Origin of the sequence: Novosphingobium sp. NBM11, assembly GCF_015390225.1 — a bacterium.
GTDB lineage: Bacteria > Pseudomonadota > Alphaproteobacteria > Sphingomonadales > Sphingomonadaceae > Novosphingobium.
Window position 1 is genome coordinate 298,767 of record NZ_VUOG01000001.1, and the last position, 17,527, is coordinate 316,293.

General features: G+C 66.1%; 14 protein-coding genes. 8 read left to right on the forward strand and 6 right to left on the reverse strand.

Translation table 11 applies throughout. The features are described 5' to 3' along the window. Positions 1–36: 36 nt before the first annotated feature. Genes F1640_RS01505 through F1640_RS01515 form a run of 3 tightly spaced genes read right to left on the reverse strand, consistent with a single transcriptional unit; the run spans position 37 to position 1,951 of the window. Positions 37–936, reverse strand: a complete 900-nt coding sequence (locus F1640_RS01505) for a carbon-nitrogen hydrolase family protein (protein WP_194917370.1) — start codon at positions 934–936, stop codon at positions 37–39. Continuing rightward, a complete protein-coding gene (locus tag F1640_RS01510; RefSeq protein ID WP_194917372.1) occupies positions 930–1,541 on the reverse strand; it encodes a GNAT family N-acetyltransferase in 612 nt (203 codons plus the stop codon). The genes F1640_RS01505 and F1640_RS01510 overlap by 7 nt, the downstream gene beginning before the upstream one ends. Further along, on the reverse strand, positions 1,541–1,951 hold the full coding sequence (locus F1640_RS01515; RefSeq protein WP_124810294.1) for a ketosteroid isomerase-related protein: 411 nt from the start codon (positions 1,949–1,951) through the stop codon (positions 1,541–1,543). The genes F1640_RS01510 and F1640_RS01515 overlap by 1 nt, the downstream gene beginning before the upstream one ends. Positions 1,952–2,139: 188 nt before the next feature. On the opposite strand from F1640_RS01515, the gene F1640_RS01520 reads away from it, so the two are divergent. After that, the gene (locus F1640_RS01520; RefSeq protein WP_194917374.1) at positions 2,140–4,077 is read left to right on the forward strand and encodes a prolyl oligopeptidase family serine peptidase; all 1,938 of its coding nucleotides are present in this window, start codon (positions 2,140–2,142) and stop codon (positions 4,075–4,077) included. A 298-nt stretch (positions 4,078–4,375) separates the two neighbouring features. Here the strand turns inward: F1640_RS01520 and wrbA are convergent, their stop codons facing one another. Next, the gene (wrbA, locus tag F1640_RS01525) at positions 4,376–4,975 is read right to left on the reverse strand and encodes an NAD(P)H:quinone oxidoreductase (protein WP_124810292.1); all 600 of its coding nucleotides are present in this window, start codon (positions 4,973–4,975) and stop codon (positions 4,376–4,378) included. Between the two features lie 322 nt (positions 4,976–5,297). Here wrbA and purC point away from each other — a divergent pair, with 322 nt between their 5' ends. The 7 genes from purC to purQ all read left to right on the forward strand — a co-directional run bounded on the left by purC (position 5,298) and on the right by purQ (position 14,354). Beyond that, complete coding sequence (gene purC, locus F1640_RS01530; protein ID WP_124810291.1) at positions 5,298–6,086, forward strand: phosphoribosylaminoimidazolesuccinocarboxamide synthase; 789 nt, start codon at positions 5,298–5,300, stop codon at positions 6,084–6,086. 111 nt (positions 6,087–6,197) lie between these two features. Further along, on the forward strand, positions 6,198–9,050 hold the full coding sequence (locus F1640_RS01535; RefSeq protein WP_194917376.1) for a pitrilysin family protein: 2,853 nt from the start codon (positions 6,198–6,200) through the stop codon (positions 9,048–9,050). A gap of 77 nt (positions 9,051–9,127) precedes the next feature. Continuing rightward, positions 9,128–10,195, forward strand: a complete 1,068-nt coding sequence (locus tag F1640_RS01540; protein ID WP_255530157.1) for a tyrosine-protein phosphatase — start codon at positions 9,128–9,130, stop codon at positions 10,193–10,195. 221 nt (positions 10,196–10,416) lie between these two features. After that, positions 10,417–10,935: a MarR family winged helix-turn-helix transcriptional regulator gene (locus tag F1640_RS01545; protein ID WP_255530158.1), complete on the forward strand. Its 519-nt coding sequence runs from the start codon at positions 10,417–10,419 to the stop codon at positions 10,933–10,935. 2 nt (positions 10,936–10,937) lie between these two features. Further along, the gene (locus F1640_RS01550; protein WP_194917379.1) at positions 10,938–13,241 is read left to right on the forward strand and encodes a TonB-dependent receptor; all 2,304 of its coding nucleotides are present in this window, start codon (positions 10,938–10,940) and stop codon (positions 13,239–13,241) included. Positions 13,242–13,443: 202 nt separating this feature from the next. After that, entirely contained in the window at positions 13,444–13,677 is a 234-nt protein-coding gene (gene purS, locus F1640_RS01555; RefSeq protein WP_124810287.1) for a phosphoribosylformylglycinamidine synthase subunit PurS, read from the forward strand. Next, positions 13,677–14,354 carry a phosphoribosylformylglycinamidine synthase subunit PurQ gene (purQ, locus tag F1640_RS01560; RefSeq protein ID WP_124810286.1) on the forward strand — a complete coding sequence of 226 codons (678 nt, stop codon included), beginning with the start codon at positions 13,677–13,679 and terminating at the stop codon, positions 14,352–14,354. Before purS ends, purQ begins: the two co-directional genes overlap by 1 nt. Positions 14,355–14,403: 49 nt before the next feature. On the opposite strand, the gene F1640_RS01565 is transcribed toward purQ, so the two are convergent. After that, positions 14,404–16,764 carry a bifunctional diguanylate cyclase/phosphodiesterase gene (locus F1640_RS01565; RefSeq protein ID WP_223806720.1) on the reverse strand — a complete coding sequence of 787 codons (2,361 nt, stop codon included), beginning with the start codon at positions 16,762–16,764 and terminating at the stop codon, positions 14,404–14,406. 250 nt (positions 16,765–17,014) lie between these two features. Further along, a complete protein-coding gene (locus tag F1640_RS01570) occupies positions 17,015–17,527 on the reverse strand; it encodes an OsmC family protein (protein WP_194917381.1) in 513 nt (170 codons plus the stop codon).

The following is a 17,527-nucleotide window of genomic DNA, read 5'->3' on the forward strand; positions in this document are numbered from 1 at the left end:
GCTAGGATCGCGACACGACAGCAATGTGACAAGCGCCTACACCAGCGAGACGAGCTCAACCGCCGGCAAGGCCGCCCGCGCACCCGGCTGCTCGGTCCAGTGCCGCGCGTTCAGCACGCCGCCGTCCGCGCGCAGGTCCGCCACGCACGCCGTATCAATCTCGGCGAAGACCCAGCCGGCCGCGTTCTCGCTGCCGATGGCCAGCACGCCGTCGGCGGGCATTCCCCGGTCGGGCGGGCCATAGACCGCCGCCGCGCCACGGTTGACGTCCACCGCCGGGGACCACGCCGCCTCGCCCACCGTTGGCGATTGCACGGTGTAGCACTGCCCTTCCAGCGCCCGCGCCTGCGCGCCGATCCGCACGCGCCAGTAGCCGTGCAGCGAATCCGTGCAGGAAGGCACGAGGATCACCTCCGCCCCCGCTTCCACCACCGCCCGCGCCAACAGCGGAAATTCGCTGTCATAGCAGATGTTTACCGCAATTCTGCCAAGCGCGGTCTCGAACAGCTTGAGCCCCGCGCCCGCCGCGATGCCCCACTGCTCGCGCTCGAAGCGGGTCATCACCAGCTTGTCCTGCACGCCCATCCGCCCGTTCGGCGCGAACAGCCGCGCGGTGTTGCGGAAGCGCCCGTCGGCATCCTTGCGCGGTGCGCTGGCGGCCAGGATATGCATCCCGTGCCGCGCGGCCAGTTCGGCGTGAAGCGCATCGACGCGCGGCAGCAGCGCCGAAACCGTCTCGATCGATCCCGCCAGATCGCCCATCGTCGCCGGAGCGAGCGAAGCGAGCTCCATCGCGCCATATTCGGGAAACACCGCCAGCGCCGCGCCCCCGTCCGACGCCTGCGCCACCCATTGCGCCACCTTGGTGGCATAGGCGTCCCAGTCCGCCAGCTGGTCGATCGGATATTGTGCCGCCGCGACGCGCCAGCTCACCATTGCCGCAACCAGTATTGCATGGGCTTCACGCTTTCCCCGTCCTCGCCATGTTCCTTCCAGCCGAGTTCGGTCACCAGCCCCGCGATCGGCGCGTAGCCGCGCTTGGTCCAGAACGCATCGAGCGGGGTATAGCCCGCCGGCCGCGCCGGATGGTCGCCGGGGCGGATCACCGCCGCGAAGCAGGCGGCATCCGCGCCGCAGCGCCGCGCCTGCGCCTCGCGATGGTCGAAGAAGGCGTGGCCAATGCCGTGGCCCCGGTATTCAGGCAGCAGGACGCTTTCGCCGAAGTAGAACAGCCGCGCCACGTCCAGCCCGCGCGCCTCGAACGGGGCGCGAAACTCCGCCTTCTGGTGCAGCATCGGCGCTGCCGTGGCCGCGCCGACCACGCGATCCCCGTCGAACGCCGCAACCAGCACCGCATCGGGCGCCGCGGCATATTCGCGCAGGTATTCCGCCTCGTAGGCCGCGTCCCCATCGTAGAGATAGGGATACGCCGCAAAGACACGGATGCGCAGGTCGGCCAGATCGCCCAGCCCGGCAGCGATCTCCTCCCCGGTCAGCGGGCGGATGGCGATCCCGCTCTGTGGGCGGTCAGCGCTGGCCATCAGCCGACCACTTGCGCCGTCCAATCGGCCAGATTGTAATACATCGTCAGCCGCGTGATCCGGCCATCGGCGATGGTGAGGAAAGCGCCCGCCGGCAGCACATAAGTCTGGCCATTCGCTTCGGGCAGCCCCTCGTCCGTGGCGAGGTATTCGCCATGCACCACGAATTCCGCCGCAGCGCGCGTACCGTCCTCGTTGGCCATCAGCACGATGTCGTCCAGCCGCTCGCGATAGCAGCGTTCCATGTGCGCGATGAAGGCGCGGAAGGTGTCCTTGCCTACCTGCCGCTCGCCCTGGTTGATGTCGTGCGCCACGTCGTCCGACAGGCAGGCCAGCATCCCTTCCCAGTTCCCGGCGTTGAACGCGCCGTAGTAGGTTTCGAGAAGGGCAAGCGTTGCGGCACGGCTCATCAGCGGGTCTCCTTTGCGTCCCTGCCTAGCCAATCCGCCGTTGCGGGACCAGAGCCGCGCCGGGAAAGCTGTGCTGCACCGGTGCAACAATCCGCCGCCGTGCCCGGCCAAAAGGACGTTGCGGACCGCGCCGCGCACGGCCACAACCGGCGTCCTACGCAACGCCCTGTTCCGGACCGGAGAACCCGATGCGCGCTCGTCTTCTCACCCTGACCGCCACCGTAGCCATGGTCGCAGCCATCGCTCCTGCCCCGCTGCTGGCGCAGGACGCGCCAAAGCCCGCCACCATCGCCGTCGACGGCGCGCCGCCGGTGCCGATGGCGGTGGTCGATGCCACACGGCCCTATATGGAATACCGCACCGCCGCCTTCCTCGACTGGAACCCGGCCACGCGCGGCATGCTGATTTCCACGCGCTTCGCCAGCGTGCCGCAGCTTCACACCGTAGCCGGCCCCGGCATGGCGCGCCAGCAGATCAGCTTCGAAGCGGAGCCGCTGGCCGGCTGGTACGCGCCTAACGATGGCACGCTGGTGGTGCGCAAGGACAAGGGCGGAGACGAATTCTTCCAGCTCTACACGCTGAAGAACGGGCGCCTGACGCTGCTGACCGATGGCAAGAGCCGCAACGAATTCAACGCTTTCAGCCATGACGGCCAATGGATCGCCTATAGCTCCACGCGCCGCAACGGCGTCGATTCCGATCTTTACGTGGTGAACCCGCGCGATCCGGCGTCCAACCGCCTTGCCGCGCAGGTCAAGGGCGGTGGCTGGTCGGTCGCCGGCTTCACGCCCGACGGCAAGAGCGCGGTGGTGCGTGAATATGTCTCGATCCAGAAGAGCAACCTGTGGTGGCTGGATATCGCCAGCGGCAAGCTCACGCCGATCGGCGATCACGCCAAGCCGATCGCTTATGCCGCCGCCGATATCGCGTCGGACGGCACGCTGTGGGTCACCAGCGACGAAGGATCGGACTACCAGCGGCTCGGCACGCTCGATCCGCGGACGGGCAAGTTCACACCCCGCGCGCCCGAAGCCAGGGGCGATGTCGAGGAATTCTCGATCGCCGTTGACGGCAGCTTCATCGCCTATGCCGTCAACGAAACCGGCATCTCGAAGCTGCGCCTGCTCGACCCGAAGACCGGCGCGGTTCGCGATGTCACCGCGCTGCCGGCCGGCGTGATCTCCACGCTCAAGGTCGCGCCATGGGGCACGATCGGGCTTACCCTGTCTTCGGCCAAGGTGCCGGCGGACGCCTTCGCCGTCGATCCGAAGACGCTGGCGGCCACGCGCTGGACCACCAGCGAGACCGGCGGCCTCGATCCTGCCGCCAACGTCGATCCCGAACTGGTGCAGGTAAAAAGCTTCGATGGCGAAACCGTCACCGGCTTCCTCTACCGCCCCGATCCCGCCAAGTTCCCCGGCAAGCGGCCGCTGATCGTCAACATCCACGGCGGGCCGGAAGGGCAGACCACGCCCGGTTTCAAGGGGCGCGCCAACTACCTTATCAACGAGCTGGGCATCGCGGTATTCTATCCCAACGTGCGCGGATCGTCGGGCTTCGGCAAGCGCTTCGTCGGGTTGGACAACGGCCCGTTCCGGCGCGAGGATTCGGTGAAGGACATCGGCCCGCTGCTCGACCGGCTCCAGTCCGATCCGGCGATCGATCCGGCGCGGATGGCGGTCACCGGCGGCTCCTATGGCGGCTACATGTGCTATGCCTCCGCGATCCGCTATGGCGACCGGCTGAAGGCGGCGGACTGCATCGTCGCGATCAGCAATTTCGTCACGTTCCTCGAAAACACGCAAGGCTATCGCCGCGACCTGCGCCGCGCCGAATATGGCGACGAGCGCGATCCGAAGCAGCGCGCGCAACTGACCGCGATCTCCCCGCTGACCAGCGTGGACCGCCTGACCATTCCGCTGATGGTGGTGACCGGCGCCAACGATCCGCGCGTGCCCAAGAGCGAGGCCGACCAGATGGTGGCCGCCGTGCGCGCCAAGGGCCGCCCGGCCTGGCACATCGTGGGGCTCAACGAAGGCCACGGCTTCGCCAAGAAGGAAAACGCCGACTACCAGTTCTGGTCCGAGATCGGCTTCTGGAAGGCCAATCTGCTGGGCGGGAAGTAGAAGATCGTTGTCCGGCGGAGACAACTGACTAGACGAAAATGCACTCAGGCTGCTTGCAAGCGCGGCGCGCTGAAAGCCCACCCCGCTGCGACTAACGCCACCTGCGGCGACGCAAGTCTCGCTCCCCTCCCGCAAGCGGGAGGGGCTGGGGGTGGGAAACACCCCACCGTCCAAAAAACAAAAAGGCCGCAGACACGAAGTCTGCGGCCTCTTCAGGGTCAGATCGGCCCGCTGTATGCCCGCGCATAAGAGGGGGGGCTGGCGCGGGCGCGGACCGATCCTTGAGGGGGAACGGGCTTTAGCCGAACAGCTTGTTGGCGGTTTCGGCTACGCGCTTTCCGAGATAACGCGCTCCATCCAGTTCGGTTCCACTCGGCTGACGGCTTCCGTCGCCGCCGGCGATCGTAGTCGCGCCATAGGGGGCGCCGCCGGTGACTTCGTCATGGCCGAGCTGGCCCTGGAAACCATAGTCGAGTCCGACGATGGTCAGGCCGAAGTGCAGCAGATTGGTGATGATCGAGAACAGCGTCGTTTCCTGACCGCCGTGCTGGCTGCCGGTGGACGTGAACGCCGCGCCGACCTTGCCGTTCAGCGCGCCGCGCGCCCACAGGCCGCCGGCCTGGTCGAGGAACGCCGCCAGCTGCGAGCTGATGCGGCCGAAGCGGGTGCCGGTGCCGACGATAATCGCGTCGTAGTTTTCGAGTTCGGCCACCGTCGCCACGGGCGCGGCCTGATCGAGCTTGAAATGCGCGCCCTGCGCGATTTCCAGCGGAACGGTTTCGGGAACGCGCTTCACGTCCACTTCCGCGCCGGTCGCACGGGCGCCTTCGGCAATGGCGTTGGCCAGCGTTTCGAGGTGGCCATAGCTGGAATAGTAGAGAACCAGGACCTTGCTCATCGTTTTCATCCTTGCTGGTGGCGGGAGCGGCCCCGCTTGAACACCCAACCCTTATGCCGCGATTCCCGCAATCAGGTCATCCGGATAAACTGGCAGAAACCGTTCCAAAATCTTGAACAACGCGCACACCGCCCGAACCACAGTCCGTACAGGGCACGGGCAATCCGGCGTGGAATTGCGCACCTTGCGATTTTCCATTATGGGCGCTGCGACGCCCCGGCTTCCGCGATAGGGTCGCTAATCGCGACTCACCTCGCCACGCCGGGGTTTTTGATTTCCCGCGAAGACCAGAAAACTTCGCACGCTTGAGGAAGACCCGCCCATGTCCCGTCGCCGCCAGATTTACGAAGGCAAGGCCAAGATTCTCTACGAAGGCCCGGAACCCGGCACGCTGATCCAGTATTTCAAGGACGATGCCACCGCGTTCAACGCGCAGAAGCGCGGCACGATCAACGGCAAGGGCGTGATCAACAACCGTATCAGCGAATACGTGTTCACGCGCCTTTCGCACATCGGCATTCCCACGCACTTCATCCGCCGCCTCAACATGCGCGAACAGCTGGTGCGGCAAGTGGAAATCATCCCGATCGAAGTGGTCGTGCGCAATGTCGCCGCCGGTTCGATCAGCAAGCGCCTGGGCCTGCCCGAAGGCGAACCGCTGCCCCACACCCTGCTCGAATACTACTACAAGGACGATGCGCTGGGCGATCCGCTGATCGCCGAAGAGCATATCGCCTGCTTCGGCTGGGCCTCGAACGAGGAAATGCAGGACATTTCCTCGATGGCGATCCGCGTGAACGATTTCCTCGTCGGCATGTTCGCGGCGATCAACATCCGCCTTGTCGATTTCAAGCTGGAATTCGGCCGCATCTGGGATGGCGACTATAGCCGCGTAATCCTGGCGGATGAAATCAGCCCCGACGGCTGCCGCCTGTGGGACATGACCACCGGCGAAAAGCTCGACAAGGACCGTTTCCGCCGCGATCTGGGTGGCGAAGAGGAAGCCTACCAGGAAGTCGCCCGCCGGCTGGGCCTGCTCGAAAACGACGGCGGTCCGAGCGAGGTGTTCGACCTCGGCGCGCACCGCAGCAAGCTGCGCAACAAGAAGTAAGGTTGCTTCCCCCTTCCCGCTGCTGCGGGAGGGGGGAATGCCTGCCCCCGCCATTCCGGCGCACATCCCTCATTGCCCGTTAAGCCGACTCGCGGCAGGATCGGCGCCGAGATGATGCCGCGCCGTTCCCTGTTCCTGCTGGCCGCCGGCCTGTTGCTTGGCGCAACGCCCGCGCTGGCCCATCCTTCGAGACCCGGCGCCACCAAGCCCGATTGGGCCTTCCAGCAAAGCGATCTCGCGCCCGAAGCCGGCTATCGCTTCGGCAAGCTGCCCAACGGCATGCGCTATGTGATCCGGCGCAACGCCACGCCCGCCGGCACCGCGCTGGTGCGGATGGACGTGGCTACCGGATCGCTGGACGAAGGCCCGCAGGAACGCGGGTTTGCCCATTTCGTCGAACACATGGCCTTCAACGGCAGCACCCACGTTCCCGAAGGCGAGATGATCCGCCTGCTCGAACGCAACGGCCTGTCGTTCGGCGCGGACACCAACGCGCAGACCGGGTTCGAACAGACGCTCTACATGCTCGATCTGCCACGCGCCGATCCCGCCCTGCTCGACACCGCGCTGATGCTCATGCGCGAGACCGCGAGTGAGCTGACCTTCACGCCAGAAGCCGTGGCGCGCGAACGCGGGGTCGTCCTGTCGGAACTGCGCGACGGGCAAGGTTACCAGCGGGCCAATCTCGAAGACCAGCTTGCCTTCCTCTACCCCCACGCCACCTATCCCGCCCGGCTGCCGATCGGCACCGTGGCCACGCTCGATGCCGCCACGGCCGATGCGCTGCGCTCGTTCTGGGCGCGGCACTACGTTCCCGCCAACGCCACGCTGATCGTGATCGGCGATTTCGATGCCGATGCCGTCGAAGCCGCGATCCAGGCCCGCTTCGCCAGTTGGCAGCCCGCGCCCGTCCCTCCCCGGCCTGACCAGGGCAAGGTAGATCGCGTGCAGAAGGGCAAGACGGAAGTCTGGCTCGATCCCGCGCTGTCCGAACGCGTCACCGCCTCGCGCCACGGCCCCTGGCTCGACGAACCGGACACGATCGCCAGCCGCCGCACGAATCTGCTGCGCCAGATCGGCTATGGCGTGATCAACCGGCGCTTCCAGCGGATGAGCCGCAAGGTCGATCCGCCGTTCCGGGGCGCGGGCTTCGGCACCAGCGACGTATTCCGCATCGGGCGCACCACCAATCTGGTGGTCGATACGGTGGACGGTGGCTGGCAGCGCGGCCTCGCCGCCGCGACCACGGCCCTGCGGCAGGCACTCGACACGGGCTTCACGCCGGCGGAGATCGACGAACAGGTCGCCAACATTCGCACCGGCATCGAAAACGCGGCGGCCAGCGCCGATACACGTGGCAACGGCACACTGGTGCAGGCCGCGCTGGGCCTTGTCCGCGACGACACGGTGCCCACCGATCCCGCCGGTGCGTTGGCCCGTTTCAACGCCTTCGCGCCGCGGATCACGCCCCGGGCGGTGCTGGCGGCGCTTAAGCGCGAAGCGCTGCCGCTCGACGATCCGCTGATCCGCTTCCAGGGCCGCACCACGCCATCGGGCGGCGACAAGGCGATACGGCAGGCTTGGAACACCGCGATCCGAGCGCCAGCCGGCCTGCCCGAAACTGGCCCCTCCGGCGCCTTCGCCTATACCGATTTCGGCGCGCCGGGCGCGGTAGTGTCCGACAGCACGGAGCCCGCCTTCGGCATCCGCGAGATCCGCTTCGCCAACGGCGTGCGCCTCAACCTCAAGCGCACCTCGCTGGAGACCGACCGCATCCAGGTGCGCCTGTCGATCGACGGGGGCGAGATGCTCGACACCCGCGACAATCCGCTGGCGACCGAGATGATGGCGATGTTCTCCGCCGGTGGCCTCGGCAAGCACAGCCAGGACGATCTCCAGACACTGCTGGCCGGCCGCTCGGTCGGCGGCGGCATCGCCACCGGGGGCGATACGTTCTATTCGGGCGTCACCACCACCCGGCGCGATCTGGAAGCGCAGCTCCAGTACCTTGCCGCCCAAGTCACAGATCCAGGATACCGCCCCGAAGGCGAGGTGCTCTACCGGCAGAACATCGCCAATTTCTTTGCGCGCTACCGCGCCACGCCGTCGGCCGCGCTGGCCAACACGCTAGGCGGGCTGCTTTCGGATGACGATCCGCGCTTCACCCTGCAAGCTCCCGCCGCCTACCAGAAACTCAGCTTCGCCGACTTGCGCCGCACCGTGTCCGACCGGCTGGCGAACGGCGCGATGGAAATCGCGCTGGTCGGCGATTTCGACGAAGCGCAGGCGATCGCGCTCGTCGCCCGGACCTTCGGTGCTCTGCCGGCGCGCGAAGCCGAATTCCGTGGGTGGGATGTGCAACGCCAGCGCCCCTTCACCACCACGCGCGGGCTGCGCGTAATCCGGCACCAAGGGCAGGCGAACCAGGCGATCGTGCGTTATGTGTGGCCCACGCGCGACGACCGCGATCCCGACGAGGCCATGGCTATCGATCTGCTGGACGAGGTGACTGGTATCGAGGTGCTCGACACCGTGCGCGAAAAGCTGGGCAAGTCGTATTCGCCCGGCGCGCAATCCAGCCTTTCTCACGTGTGGCGTGGCTATGGCACCTTCGCGATCCAGGCGTCGGTCGATGTGGCCGACATCGCCGCCACCCGTGCGGCGCTGGCTGACACCGTCCGCCAGCTCACCTCCACGCCAGTCGATGCCGACGTGCTCCGCCGCGCCCGCGCTCCGATGCTGGAGCGCATCGACAACGCGCTCAAGACCAACGGCGGCTGGATGGCGCTGGCCGAGCGCGCGCAAAGCGAGCCGGAGCGCTTCGACCGCTTCCGCAAAGCCAAAGCCCGTCTGGAAGCGCTGACCCCGGCCGACCTGCTGGCCGTGGCGCGCCGCTATCTGGCGCTGGACAAGGCAGTGCAGGTGCTGGTCCTGCCCGAAGGCGTGGACGCCCCGCCCGCCTAAGCCCCCTCCTGTCACCGACCGGTCATGCGCCGCGCCTAACGCGCGCGCATCAGGATGCCGCAACAGGAATGACCGCCATGATCCGTTTCCGCACGCTCTGGAGCCTCACCGCGCTGGCCGCCATGGCCCTGGCCGCCCCCGCGCTGGCGCAGACCGGCCAGCGCGTCGAGGTCATCCGTACAGCTCCGACCACGGTGGATGTGCGCTGGTCCGGGATCAAGGCGGCCGACGTGTTCCGCGCGGATACGCCCGATGCCACCGTCGCCACCGCCACGCCGGTTTCCGCCAACGATCGCGACGGCCATGAAACCGTCACCGTGCCCGCCGGCGCGCGCGGCTGGTTCCTGGTGCGCGATCGCGCCACCGGCACCGTAACCCGCGCGGTCGAACGCGTCGTGCCGCTCGAACAGGGTTCCAATTTCCGCGACATCGGCGGCTATCCGGCCGCCGGCGGCAAAATGGTGCGCTGGGGCATGATCTACCGCGCGGGCGCGACCCCGCTTCTGAGCGACGCCGACCTCGCCACGGTCGGCACGCTGCGCCTGAACGCCATGGTGGACCTGCGCTCGGACGAGGAACGCCAGCTTGCCCCCACCCGGATCGACGGCGTGCGCTACACCGCCGTCGGCTACAGCATGAAGCGGCTGATGGCGGCTTCCGGCGCCACCCCCACCAACGGCAGCGCAGTCTATCGGGGGATGCCGGTGCTGCTGACCCCGCAGTTGCGGCTGGTGTTCGACCTGCTCAAGCGCAACGAAGGCCCGATCGAATACAACTGCTCGGCCGGACAGGACCGCACCGGCTTCGTTACCGCGATCGTGCTGTCCGCGCTCGGCACCCCGCGCGACGTGATCGTGAAGGACTATCTCGCGTCCACCGCGCTGCGCCGCCCGGAATACGAAATGCCCCGTTTCGATCCGGCCGCTTTCCCGGATAACTACGCGGCAAAACTGTTCTCCTATTACCAGTCGAAGCCCGAACTGGCGAAGCCGCAGCCGCTGATGGAAGCGGACGGCACCCCGTTCCTCCTGGCCGCGCTCGATGAAGTGGAGAAGCGCTGGGGTTCGGTCGATGGCTATCTGAAGCAGGAAATCGGCCTTACCGACGCCGACATTACCGCGCTACGCGCCAACTACACAGAATAAATGTAATATTATGAGTTAGATGAAAGGCGACACCCCGGCAGGCGACCCCGGTCTGCCGGGGCGCCGCGCGTTCCTGATCGCCGCGATCGGTGCGGCAGATTGGCCACACCTTTTCCGTAGTTTGTCTGGCCGCCATACAAAACAATTGGCACGCCTACCTCGCACTTGTATGTCTTCCATACAAACCAGCTGCCACGAGACAGCGCGCAAGGGATTGAAGGATGCCAGGCAGATCCGCCGCCAAAACGGAAGCCATTCCTGATGCCAACCCCGGGACCGGGCTCTTCGGCGATATCGGCGCGCGCCTTGGCTACCAGTTGCACGCGACCGACGTTCTCGCGATGGACTTGATCCGGGGCATGCTGGCCGAACTGGGCCTGACTGCCACGCGCGCCACGGCGCTGGCTTACATTCGCACCCATCCTGGATGCCGGCAGGCCGAACTGGGCCGCGCGCTCAGCATCAACCGTGCCAGCGCGATGGAAGTTGTCAACGCCCTCACCGCGCTGGGCGCGGTTGCGCCGCGCCAGCAAGGTGTTTCTCGGCGCGGCGGCATCCACCTGACGCTGCGCGGCGAGACGCTCTATGAGGAATTCCGCATGGCATCGCTGCGCGCCGATGCGGTCTCGTTCGGCGGCCTTAGCGAAACCGAGCGGGAAACGCTGCGCGTCCTGCTCGCCCGGGTGCGGGCCAGCACGCTTGATTTCACTACCAACTCCAACACCAAAGAGGGGATCTGACAATGCGCAAGGTCGCATGGAAACTGATGACGGGCGCGGCGCTTCTCGCCACCCCGTTCACCGTACAGGCACAAACTGCCCAGGCATCGGGTGAAGGCCAGTCGGCCGAAGCCGGCGCCAGCGATGCCGGCACCAACGACATCATCGTCACCGCCCGCCGCACCAACGAACGCCTGCAGGACGTGCCCGTCGCCGTGACGGCGTTCGGCAGCGATGCGCTCGCCGCCCGCAACGTCGACACGCTGGACCAGGTCGCGCGCTTCACGCCGAACATCCGTTTCGATGGCGCCGCCGCGCTTTCGGGCGGCAACTACAACGCCACTGTCTTCATCCGCGGCGTGGGCCAGAACGACTTCGCGATCTTCTCCGATCCGGGCGTCGGCTTCTATGTCGATGACGTGTACTACGCCCGCTCGATCGGCGGCGTTATGGATGCGGTGGACATCGCCTCGGTGCAGGTGCTGCGCGGCCCGCAGGGAACGCTGTTCGGCAAGAACACCATCGGCGGCGCCATGGTCATCACCACCGCACGCCCCAAGCTCGACGTGTTCGAAGGCAAGCTCGAAGCGACCTATGGCAGCTTCGACCGCATCGACGTGAAGGGCGCGGTCAACATCCCGCTGGTCGAAGGCAAGGTGGCGCTGCGCCTTTCGGGCGCGACGCTCAACCGCGATGGTTATGTGAAGCGGCTCTATGATGGCGGCACGCAGGGCAACCGCAACGCCCAGATGGTGCGCGGCACGCTGCGTCTCGCGCCCACCGACACGCTGACGATCGACATCGGCGGAGACTATACCCGCGCGCGCGAAAACTCGGCACCTTCGGATCTGCTGGCGGTGGCCAACGTCCCCGGCATCACCGGCACGCCGTTCCTCACCAACTACAACCGCTTCGTTGCGCCCACGCTGGGCATCACCGCGCCGAACGGGCAGAAGACGCTGAACGCCAGCTACATCACCGCCAGCCCGTTCGAAACCTGGGCCGGTGGCCCGAACCGCAACGATCTGGACCTGTGGGGCACGCAGGGCACCGTGGCGCTCGAACTCGGCCAGGTCACGCTGAAGTCGATCACCGCCTACCGCGACATGAAGGCCTACTTCACGCGCGATGGTGACAACACGCCGTTCACCTTCCGCCAGACCACCAACCGCGACAAGCAGTGGCAGTTCAGCCAGGAGCTTCAGGCCAGCGGCAAGGTGCTGGACGACAAGCTGAGCTTCGTCGTCGGCGGCTATTACTTCAAGGAAAAGGGCAGCGACATCGCCACGGCGGACCTCGCCATCGGCCTGTGGCCGCCGCTTGCCGCGACCCCGCCCTATTCGCCGGCGGTGTTCATCCAGAACTACACCAACAACCGCAGCATCGCGTTCTACGGTCAGGCCGATTTCGAGATCGTCCCCCGTCTGTCGGTCACGGTCGGCGCGCGCTACACCTCGGACAAGAAGGTCTTCACCTCGATCAACGTGCGTCAGCGCGACAACGTGAAGTTCGTGGACGTGACCAAGGAAGCCACGTTCAACAAGTTCACGCCGCGCTTCGGCCTGAACTTCAAGGCCACCGACGACATCCTGCTCTACGCCTCGTTCTCGCGCGGGTTCAAGCAGGGCGGGTTCAACGGCCGTCCGCTCGACAGCGCGGCGGAAGTGACCCAGTATGCGCCGGAAACGCTCGACACCTATGAAGGCGGCGTGAAGGCCAAGTGGCTGGACGGCGCGCTGACCACCAATCTCGCGGTGTTCCATTCGCTGTACAAGAACATCCAGCTGACCGTGAACCAGACGCCGCAGAACTTCGTGGCGAACGCGGCTTCGGGCAAAATCGACGGCTTCGAGCTGGAAACCGTGATGCGCCCGGCCAACTGGTTCAGCGCCAACCTGGCGGTGGGCTACACCCACGCCCGCTACACCAGCGTCGGCCAGGGCCTTGGCCCGACGCAGGTCCTGCCGATCACGGTCAACAGCAAGTTCGTGAAGACGCCCGAATGGACCGTTTCGGCCGGCGCCGAAGTCAGCCATGGCTTCAACGACGGATCGGACGCGCGCCTGCGCGTGGACTACACGATGTACAGCCGCATCTACAACGACGTGGCCAACACGCCGATCATCACGCAGGGGGGCTATGGCCTGCTGAACGCGCGCTTCAGCTATACCTTCGCCAACGATGCGCTGACGTTCTCGGCGTTCGGCACGAACCTCACCAACACGCTCTATCTGCTGTCGGGCAACGCCTCGTCCGGTTTCGGCCTGGCCGAAGGCGCCTATGGCCGCCCGCGCGAATGGGGCATCTCGGCCGGATACAAGTTCTGATGGCCTGACGGCTGTCCCCCGGGACAACGCCAAGAAAACGGGTGTCGGCAAGATTGCCGGCACCCGTTTTCTTTGCCCGGACCGCGCACCGCCTGTTTCCGTCCCCACGCACCGCCATCCGGACCTTGCCCTTCGCGCCGTGCGGGGGCATAGGCGCGGACGAGTCCCAATCCCTCCGTTTGATGCGAAAGGCCCGCCGCCGATGAAGGTCCGCGTTTATGTCAGCCTGAAGAACGGCGTGCTCGATCCGCAGGGCCGCGCGATCCATCATGCGCTGGAAGGCCTCGGCTTCTCGGGCGTCAACGATGTCCGCGCCGGCCGCATGATCGAACTCGATGTCGACGCAACCGTCACCGACGAAGCGCTCGACGACATGGCGCGCAAGCTGCTCGCCAACATGGTGATCGAGAACTACCGGATCGAAAGGGTCGCGTGATGTCCTTTACGGCCGCCGTCATCACCTTCCCCGGATCGAACTGCGATCGCGACATGGCGGTCGCCATCGAGGAGATCAGCGGCGGCACCGTCCACCGCGTGTGGCACGGCGATGCCGATCTGCCCGATGGTCTTGACTTCATCGCCCTGCCCGGCGGTTTTTCCTATGGCGACTATCTGCGCTCCGGTGCGATGGCCGCGCGGTCGCCGGTGATGCAGGCAGTGGTCCGCGCCGCCGAACGCGGCGTGGCGGTGCTGGGCGTGTGCAACGGCTTCCAGGTGCTGACCGAAGCCGGCCTGCTGCCCGGCGCGCTGATGCGCAATGCCGGCATCCGCTTCGTCTGCCGCGAAGTGGCGCTGAAAGTCGAAACCAGCCAGTCGCTGTTCACCTCCGGCTACGATGCAGGCGAGCGGATTCATATCCCGGTCGCGCATCATGACGGCAACTATTACGCCGATGCCGAAACGCTTGACCGGCTGGAAGGCGAAGGCCGCGTGGCGTTCCGTTATGCCGAACCGGTCAACGGTTCGCAGCGCGATATCGCCGGCGTGCTCAACGATCGCGGCAACGTGCTGGGCATGATGCCCCACCCCGAACGCATGATCGAAGCGGCGCAGGGTGGCACGGATGGCCGCGTGCTGTTCGAAAGCGTGGTGCGGGGGCTGGTCACCGCCTGACGGCTGCTCTGGCAGGCTGGTTCAAGTCGCCTGGCTCAAGTAGGCTGGCTCAGGCGGCCGCGCCACCGCTGTGCTGCTGGTATGCGGGCGCGAACAGAGCGCGCGCATCTTCCGCCGGCATCGGGCGGCCGAAATAATACCCCTGGATTTTCTTGCAGCCAAGCGCGCGGATTACCGCCAGTTGCTCCTCGGTCTCCACGCCTTCGGCCGTGGTCGACATTTCCAGGCTGTCCGCCATGGCCACCACGGCGCGCACGATCGCCAGGCTTTCCGCGTTCTTCCGCGCTGCGCCCTGCACGAAGATGCGATCGACCTTGATTGTCGAGAACCGCATCTGCCGCAGGTACCCCAGCGAGGAATAGCCGGTACCGAAGTCATCCAGCGCCACGCCGCAGCCCAGCGCCATGATGCGCTGCAGGGTCGCCTGCGCGGTCGTGCCATCGCGCACGAAGATGCTTTCGGTGACTTCGATCTCCAGCCGGTGCGGCGGCAGCCCGCTGGCGGAAAGCGCGCTGACCACCGTGTCCGCAAAGGCCGGATCGAGCAGCTGTTCGCCCGACACGTTCACCGCGATCTTGATCGGATCGGGCCAGCGCGCCGCTTCGAGGCAGGCCATGCGCAGCACCCATTCGCCGATCGGCACGATCAGCCGCGTGTCCTCGGCCAGCGGAATGAACTTGGCCGGGCTGATCATGCCGTGTTCGGCACTGTTCCACCGCAGCAGCGCCTCGAAGCTCACCAGCTGTTCGCTCGTGGCATCAACCACGGGCTGATAGGTCAGGTGCAGTTCGTTCCGTTCCAGCGCGCGGCGCAGCGCGAATTCCAGCTGCCGGCGTTCCTCGGCATGGGCATGAAGCGCGGGTTCGTAGTTGCAATGCGTCCCCCCGCCGCTGTCCTTCGCCCGGTAAAGCGCCAGATCGGCGTTGCGCATCAGCGTTTCCACGGTCGCGCCGTCGCGCGGTCCGATGGCGGAACCTACGCTCGCCCCCACATAGAGGGTGTGGCTGTCTACCTGATACGGCTGCGACAGCGCATGAATCACCGCCTGGGCGACATGGGCGATGCGATCCGTATCCGAAGCATCGCGAAGGACGATGGCGAATTCGTCGCCGCCCAGCCGGCCGCACAGTTCGTTGTCGGTCATCAGCTTGCGCAACCGTTCGGAAACGAGCGCGAGCAACTGGTCGCCCACAAGATGCCCCAGCGTATCGTTGACAGCCTTGAAACGATCGAGGTCGATCATCAGGAACGCGCAACGCGTGCGCCACTTGTCGGCGTCCGCCATCGCTTCGCCCAGCGTGTCGGTCACCATCATCCGGTTGGGCAGGCCGGTCAGCGTATCGTAGCTGGCGAGATAGGCGATCTTCTCGGAGCTTTCGCGCTGTTCGGTCACGTCCGAACCCACGCCGCGGAAGCCGGCGAAGCCACCATTCTCGTCGACCTTGGGAGATGCCGACAGCTCCCACCACCGGTGGCCACCATCGATGGTGACACGGACTATGAGGTTGGAGAAGCTTTCGCGCCGCTTCAGGCGTTCCGCCAGATCGTGCAGGCTGGAATGGAATTGCCCGCTATCCCACGAAGGTCCGGCGATCAGCTGGATCAGAGGCTTGCCATCTGCCTCGTCCGGCTCGCAGCCGAGCGCGAAGGCAAAACGCGGCGATGCGGCGCGGACCCGGCGGGCCGTATCGATCTGCCACAGCCAGTCCGCCCCGCCTTCCTCGAATTCGCGCAGCAGAAGCGAAACCACCTCGCCCTTTTCGGCCATGCCGGCTTCGGCCACGCGCGCGTTCAGGAACGCACGTGCCGCCTCGATCCTGCCGGCGGAAACGATCGTCACGAACGCCAGCGCCAGCCCGCCATTCACGACCTGACCGGACCACACGAACATGACCGCGCCGGTAATGCCCACGATGCCGCCAAAAAGCAGCGGCGCCAGCGGCACCGCGGCCAGCGCATAGGCCATGCCGGCAATGATCACCGTCATCACCATCCACAGCGCCAGCCGGTCCACATGTCCGAACAGGGGAAACACAACCAGCGGCAGCGTCCAGATCAAGGCCAGCGCCACGATCCATAGCGCGTGGCGGACGATTTCCGGCCTGGTCAAACGGCGGCGGTCGGCGTCGGCCAGCCCCCGATCCAGGCGCATGCCCTGAAGCAGCACAGCGGCCAGGAGAACCATCCAGCCAAGGATGAAGAGAGGAGGCGTTGCCCCGAAACTCACGAAGGCAAGGAATAGCGCCGCCAGCACATTCATGCCGACTTTCAGATACATACGACGGAATGCGCTGAAATACTGATAGCCGCGCAGCCTTGCCCAATCGCCTTCGACCGGTTCGTCAAGGCCAAGAACGGCCATGACCGGCAGACTGCGTGGCAGTGTCTGAATCGAGAGCGACGGCGGCATTTGCACGCCTTCGCCTTACCGCGCAAACCTTGAACAATGGTAAGCGGGTGTTGAGCGACAATCGGGATTTTCGGACGTCTCGCAGAGACACGAGGAAACGGCTCTGCGATGAGACGACAGACGTCCTTGAACCGCGCCGGGTCTGCGGCTGCCATCGCGCGTGTGGTGGCGGCAGTATAACATTGATCTTCGGCTTCGGCAGGCGCGATGTTGCCGAGCCTGCGGCAAACCCGGCGCGGTTCAGCCTGCCCTAATTCGTTTCGGTGAAGTCGAAGGAGCCGCGACCGACAGCGATCAAGGCCTCCATGTCGGCCATGTGACTCGTCGCCGGGGCCGCGCTCGGCAGAGCCCCGTCCATGGTGACTACCTGCGCTCCGCGCATGAGCGTGCGATGGACGGGGCAGTGATCGGCAATCTCCAGGAGCCGGGCTTTCCTGGCCGGATCAATGTCGGCATCGAACTCGATCCTGCGCGTGAAAATATCCGGTGGGTTCGACGCCTCATCGCGGCGATGGCCGACAGCGGTGCACCTTACTTTGACATCCCAGCCTTTGCGCTCAGAATAGAGCTGTAGCGTCATCGTTGTGCAGGCCGCGAGCGCCGACGCCAGCAGTTGGTAGGGGCTTGGCCCGGATCCCAGGCCGCCAACCTCCACCGGCTCATCTGCCATGAAATGCGCGCCGCCGGCCGTGATCGCCAGCTGAAACCGCCCGCTGCCTGTCTTCTCCGCAATGGCTTCGTCGCGCTTCTCGTCAATCCTCAT

Coding starts and splice junctions, on each gene's coding strand:
- F1640_RS01505 (WP_194917370.1), bottom strand. CDS start 936: ATGGTGAGCTGGCGCGTCGCGGCGGCACAATATCCGATCGACCAGCTG.
- F1640_RS01510 (WP_194917372.1), bottom strand. CDS start 1,541: ATGGCCAGCGCTGACCGCCCACAGAGCGGGATCGCCATCCGCCCGCTG.
- F1640_RS01515 (WP_124810294.1), bottom strand. CDS start 1,951: ATGAGCCGTGCCGCAACGCTTGCCCTTCTCGAAACCTACTACGGCGCG.
- F1640_RS01520 (WP_194917374.1), top strand. CDS start 2,140: ATGCGCGCTCGTCTTCTCACCCTGACCGCCACCGTAGCCATGGTCGCA.
- wrbA (WP_124810292.1), bottom strand. CDS start 4,975: ATGAGCAAGGTCCTGGTTCTCTACTATTCCAGCTATGGCCACCTCGAA.
- purC (WP_124810291.1), top strand. CDS start 5,298: ATGTCCCGTCGCCGCCAGATTTACGAAGGCAAGGCCAAGATTCTCTAC.
- F1640_RS01535 (WP_194917376.1), top strand. CDS start 6,198: ATGATGCCGCGCCGTTCCCTGTTCCTGCTGGCCGCCGGCCTGTTGCTT.
- F1640_RS01540 (WP_255530157.1), top strand. CDS start 9,128: ATGATCCGTTTCCGCACGCTCTGGAGCCTCACCGCGCTGGCCGCCATG.
- F1640_RS01545 (WP_255530158.1), top strand. CDS start 10,417: ATGCCAGGCAGATCCGCCGCCAAAACGGAAGCCATTCCTGATGCCAAC.
- F1640_RS01550 (WP_194917379.1), top strand. CDS start 10,938: ATGCGCAAGGTCGCATGGAAACTGATGACGGGCGCGGCGCTTCTCGCC.
- purS (WP_124810287.1), top strand. CDS start 13,444: ATGAAGGTCCGCGTTTATGTCAGCCTGAAGAACGGCGTGCTCGATCCG.
- purQ (WP_124810286.1), top strand. CDS start 13,677: ATGTCCTTTACGGCCGCCGTCATCACCTTCCCCGGATCGAACTGCGAT.
- F1640_RS01565 (WP_223806720.1), bottom strand. CDS start 16,764: ATGCCGCCGTCGCTCTCGATTCAGACACTGCCACGCAGTCTGCCGGTC.
- F1640_RS01570 (WP_194917381.1), bottom strand. CDS start 17,527: ATGAGGATTGACGAGAAGCGCGACGAAGCCATTGCGGAGAAGACAGGC.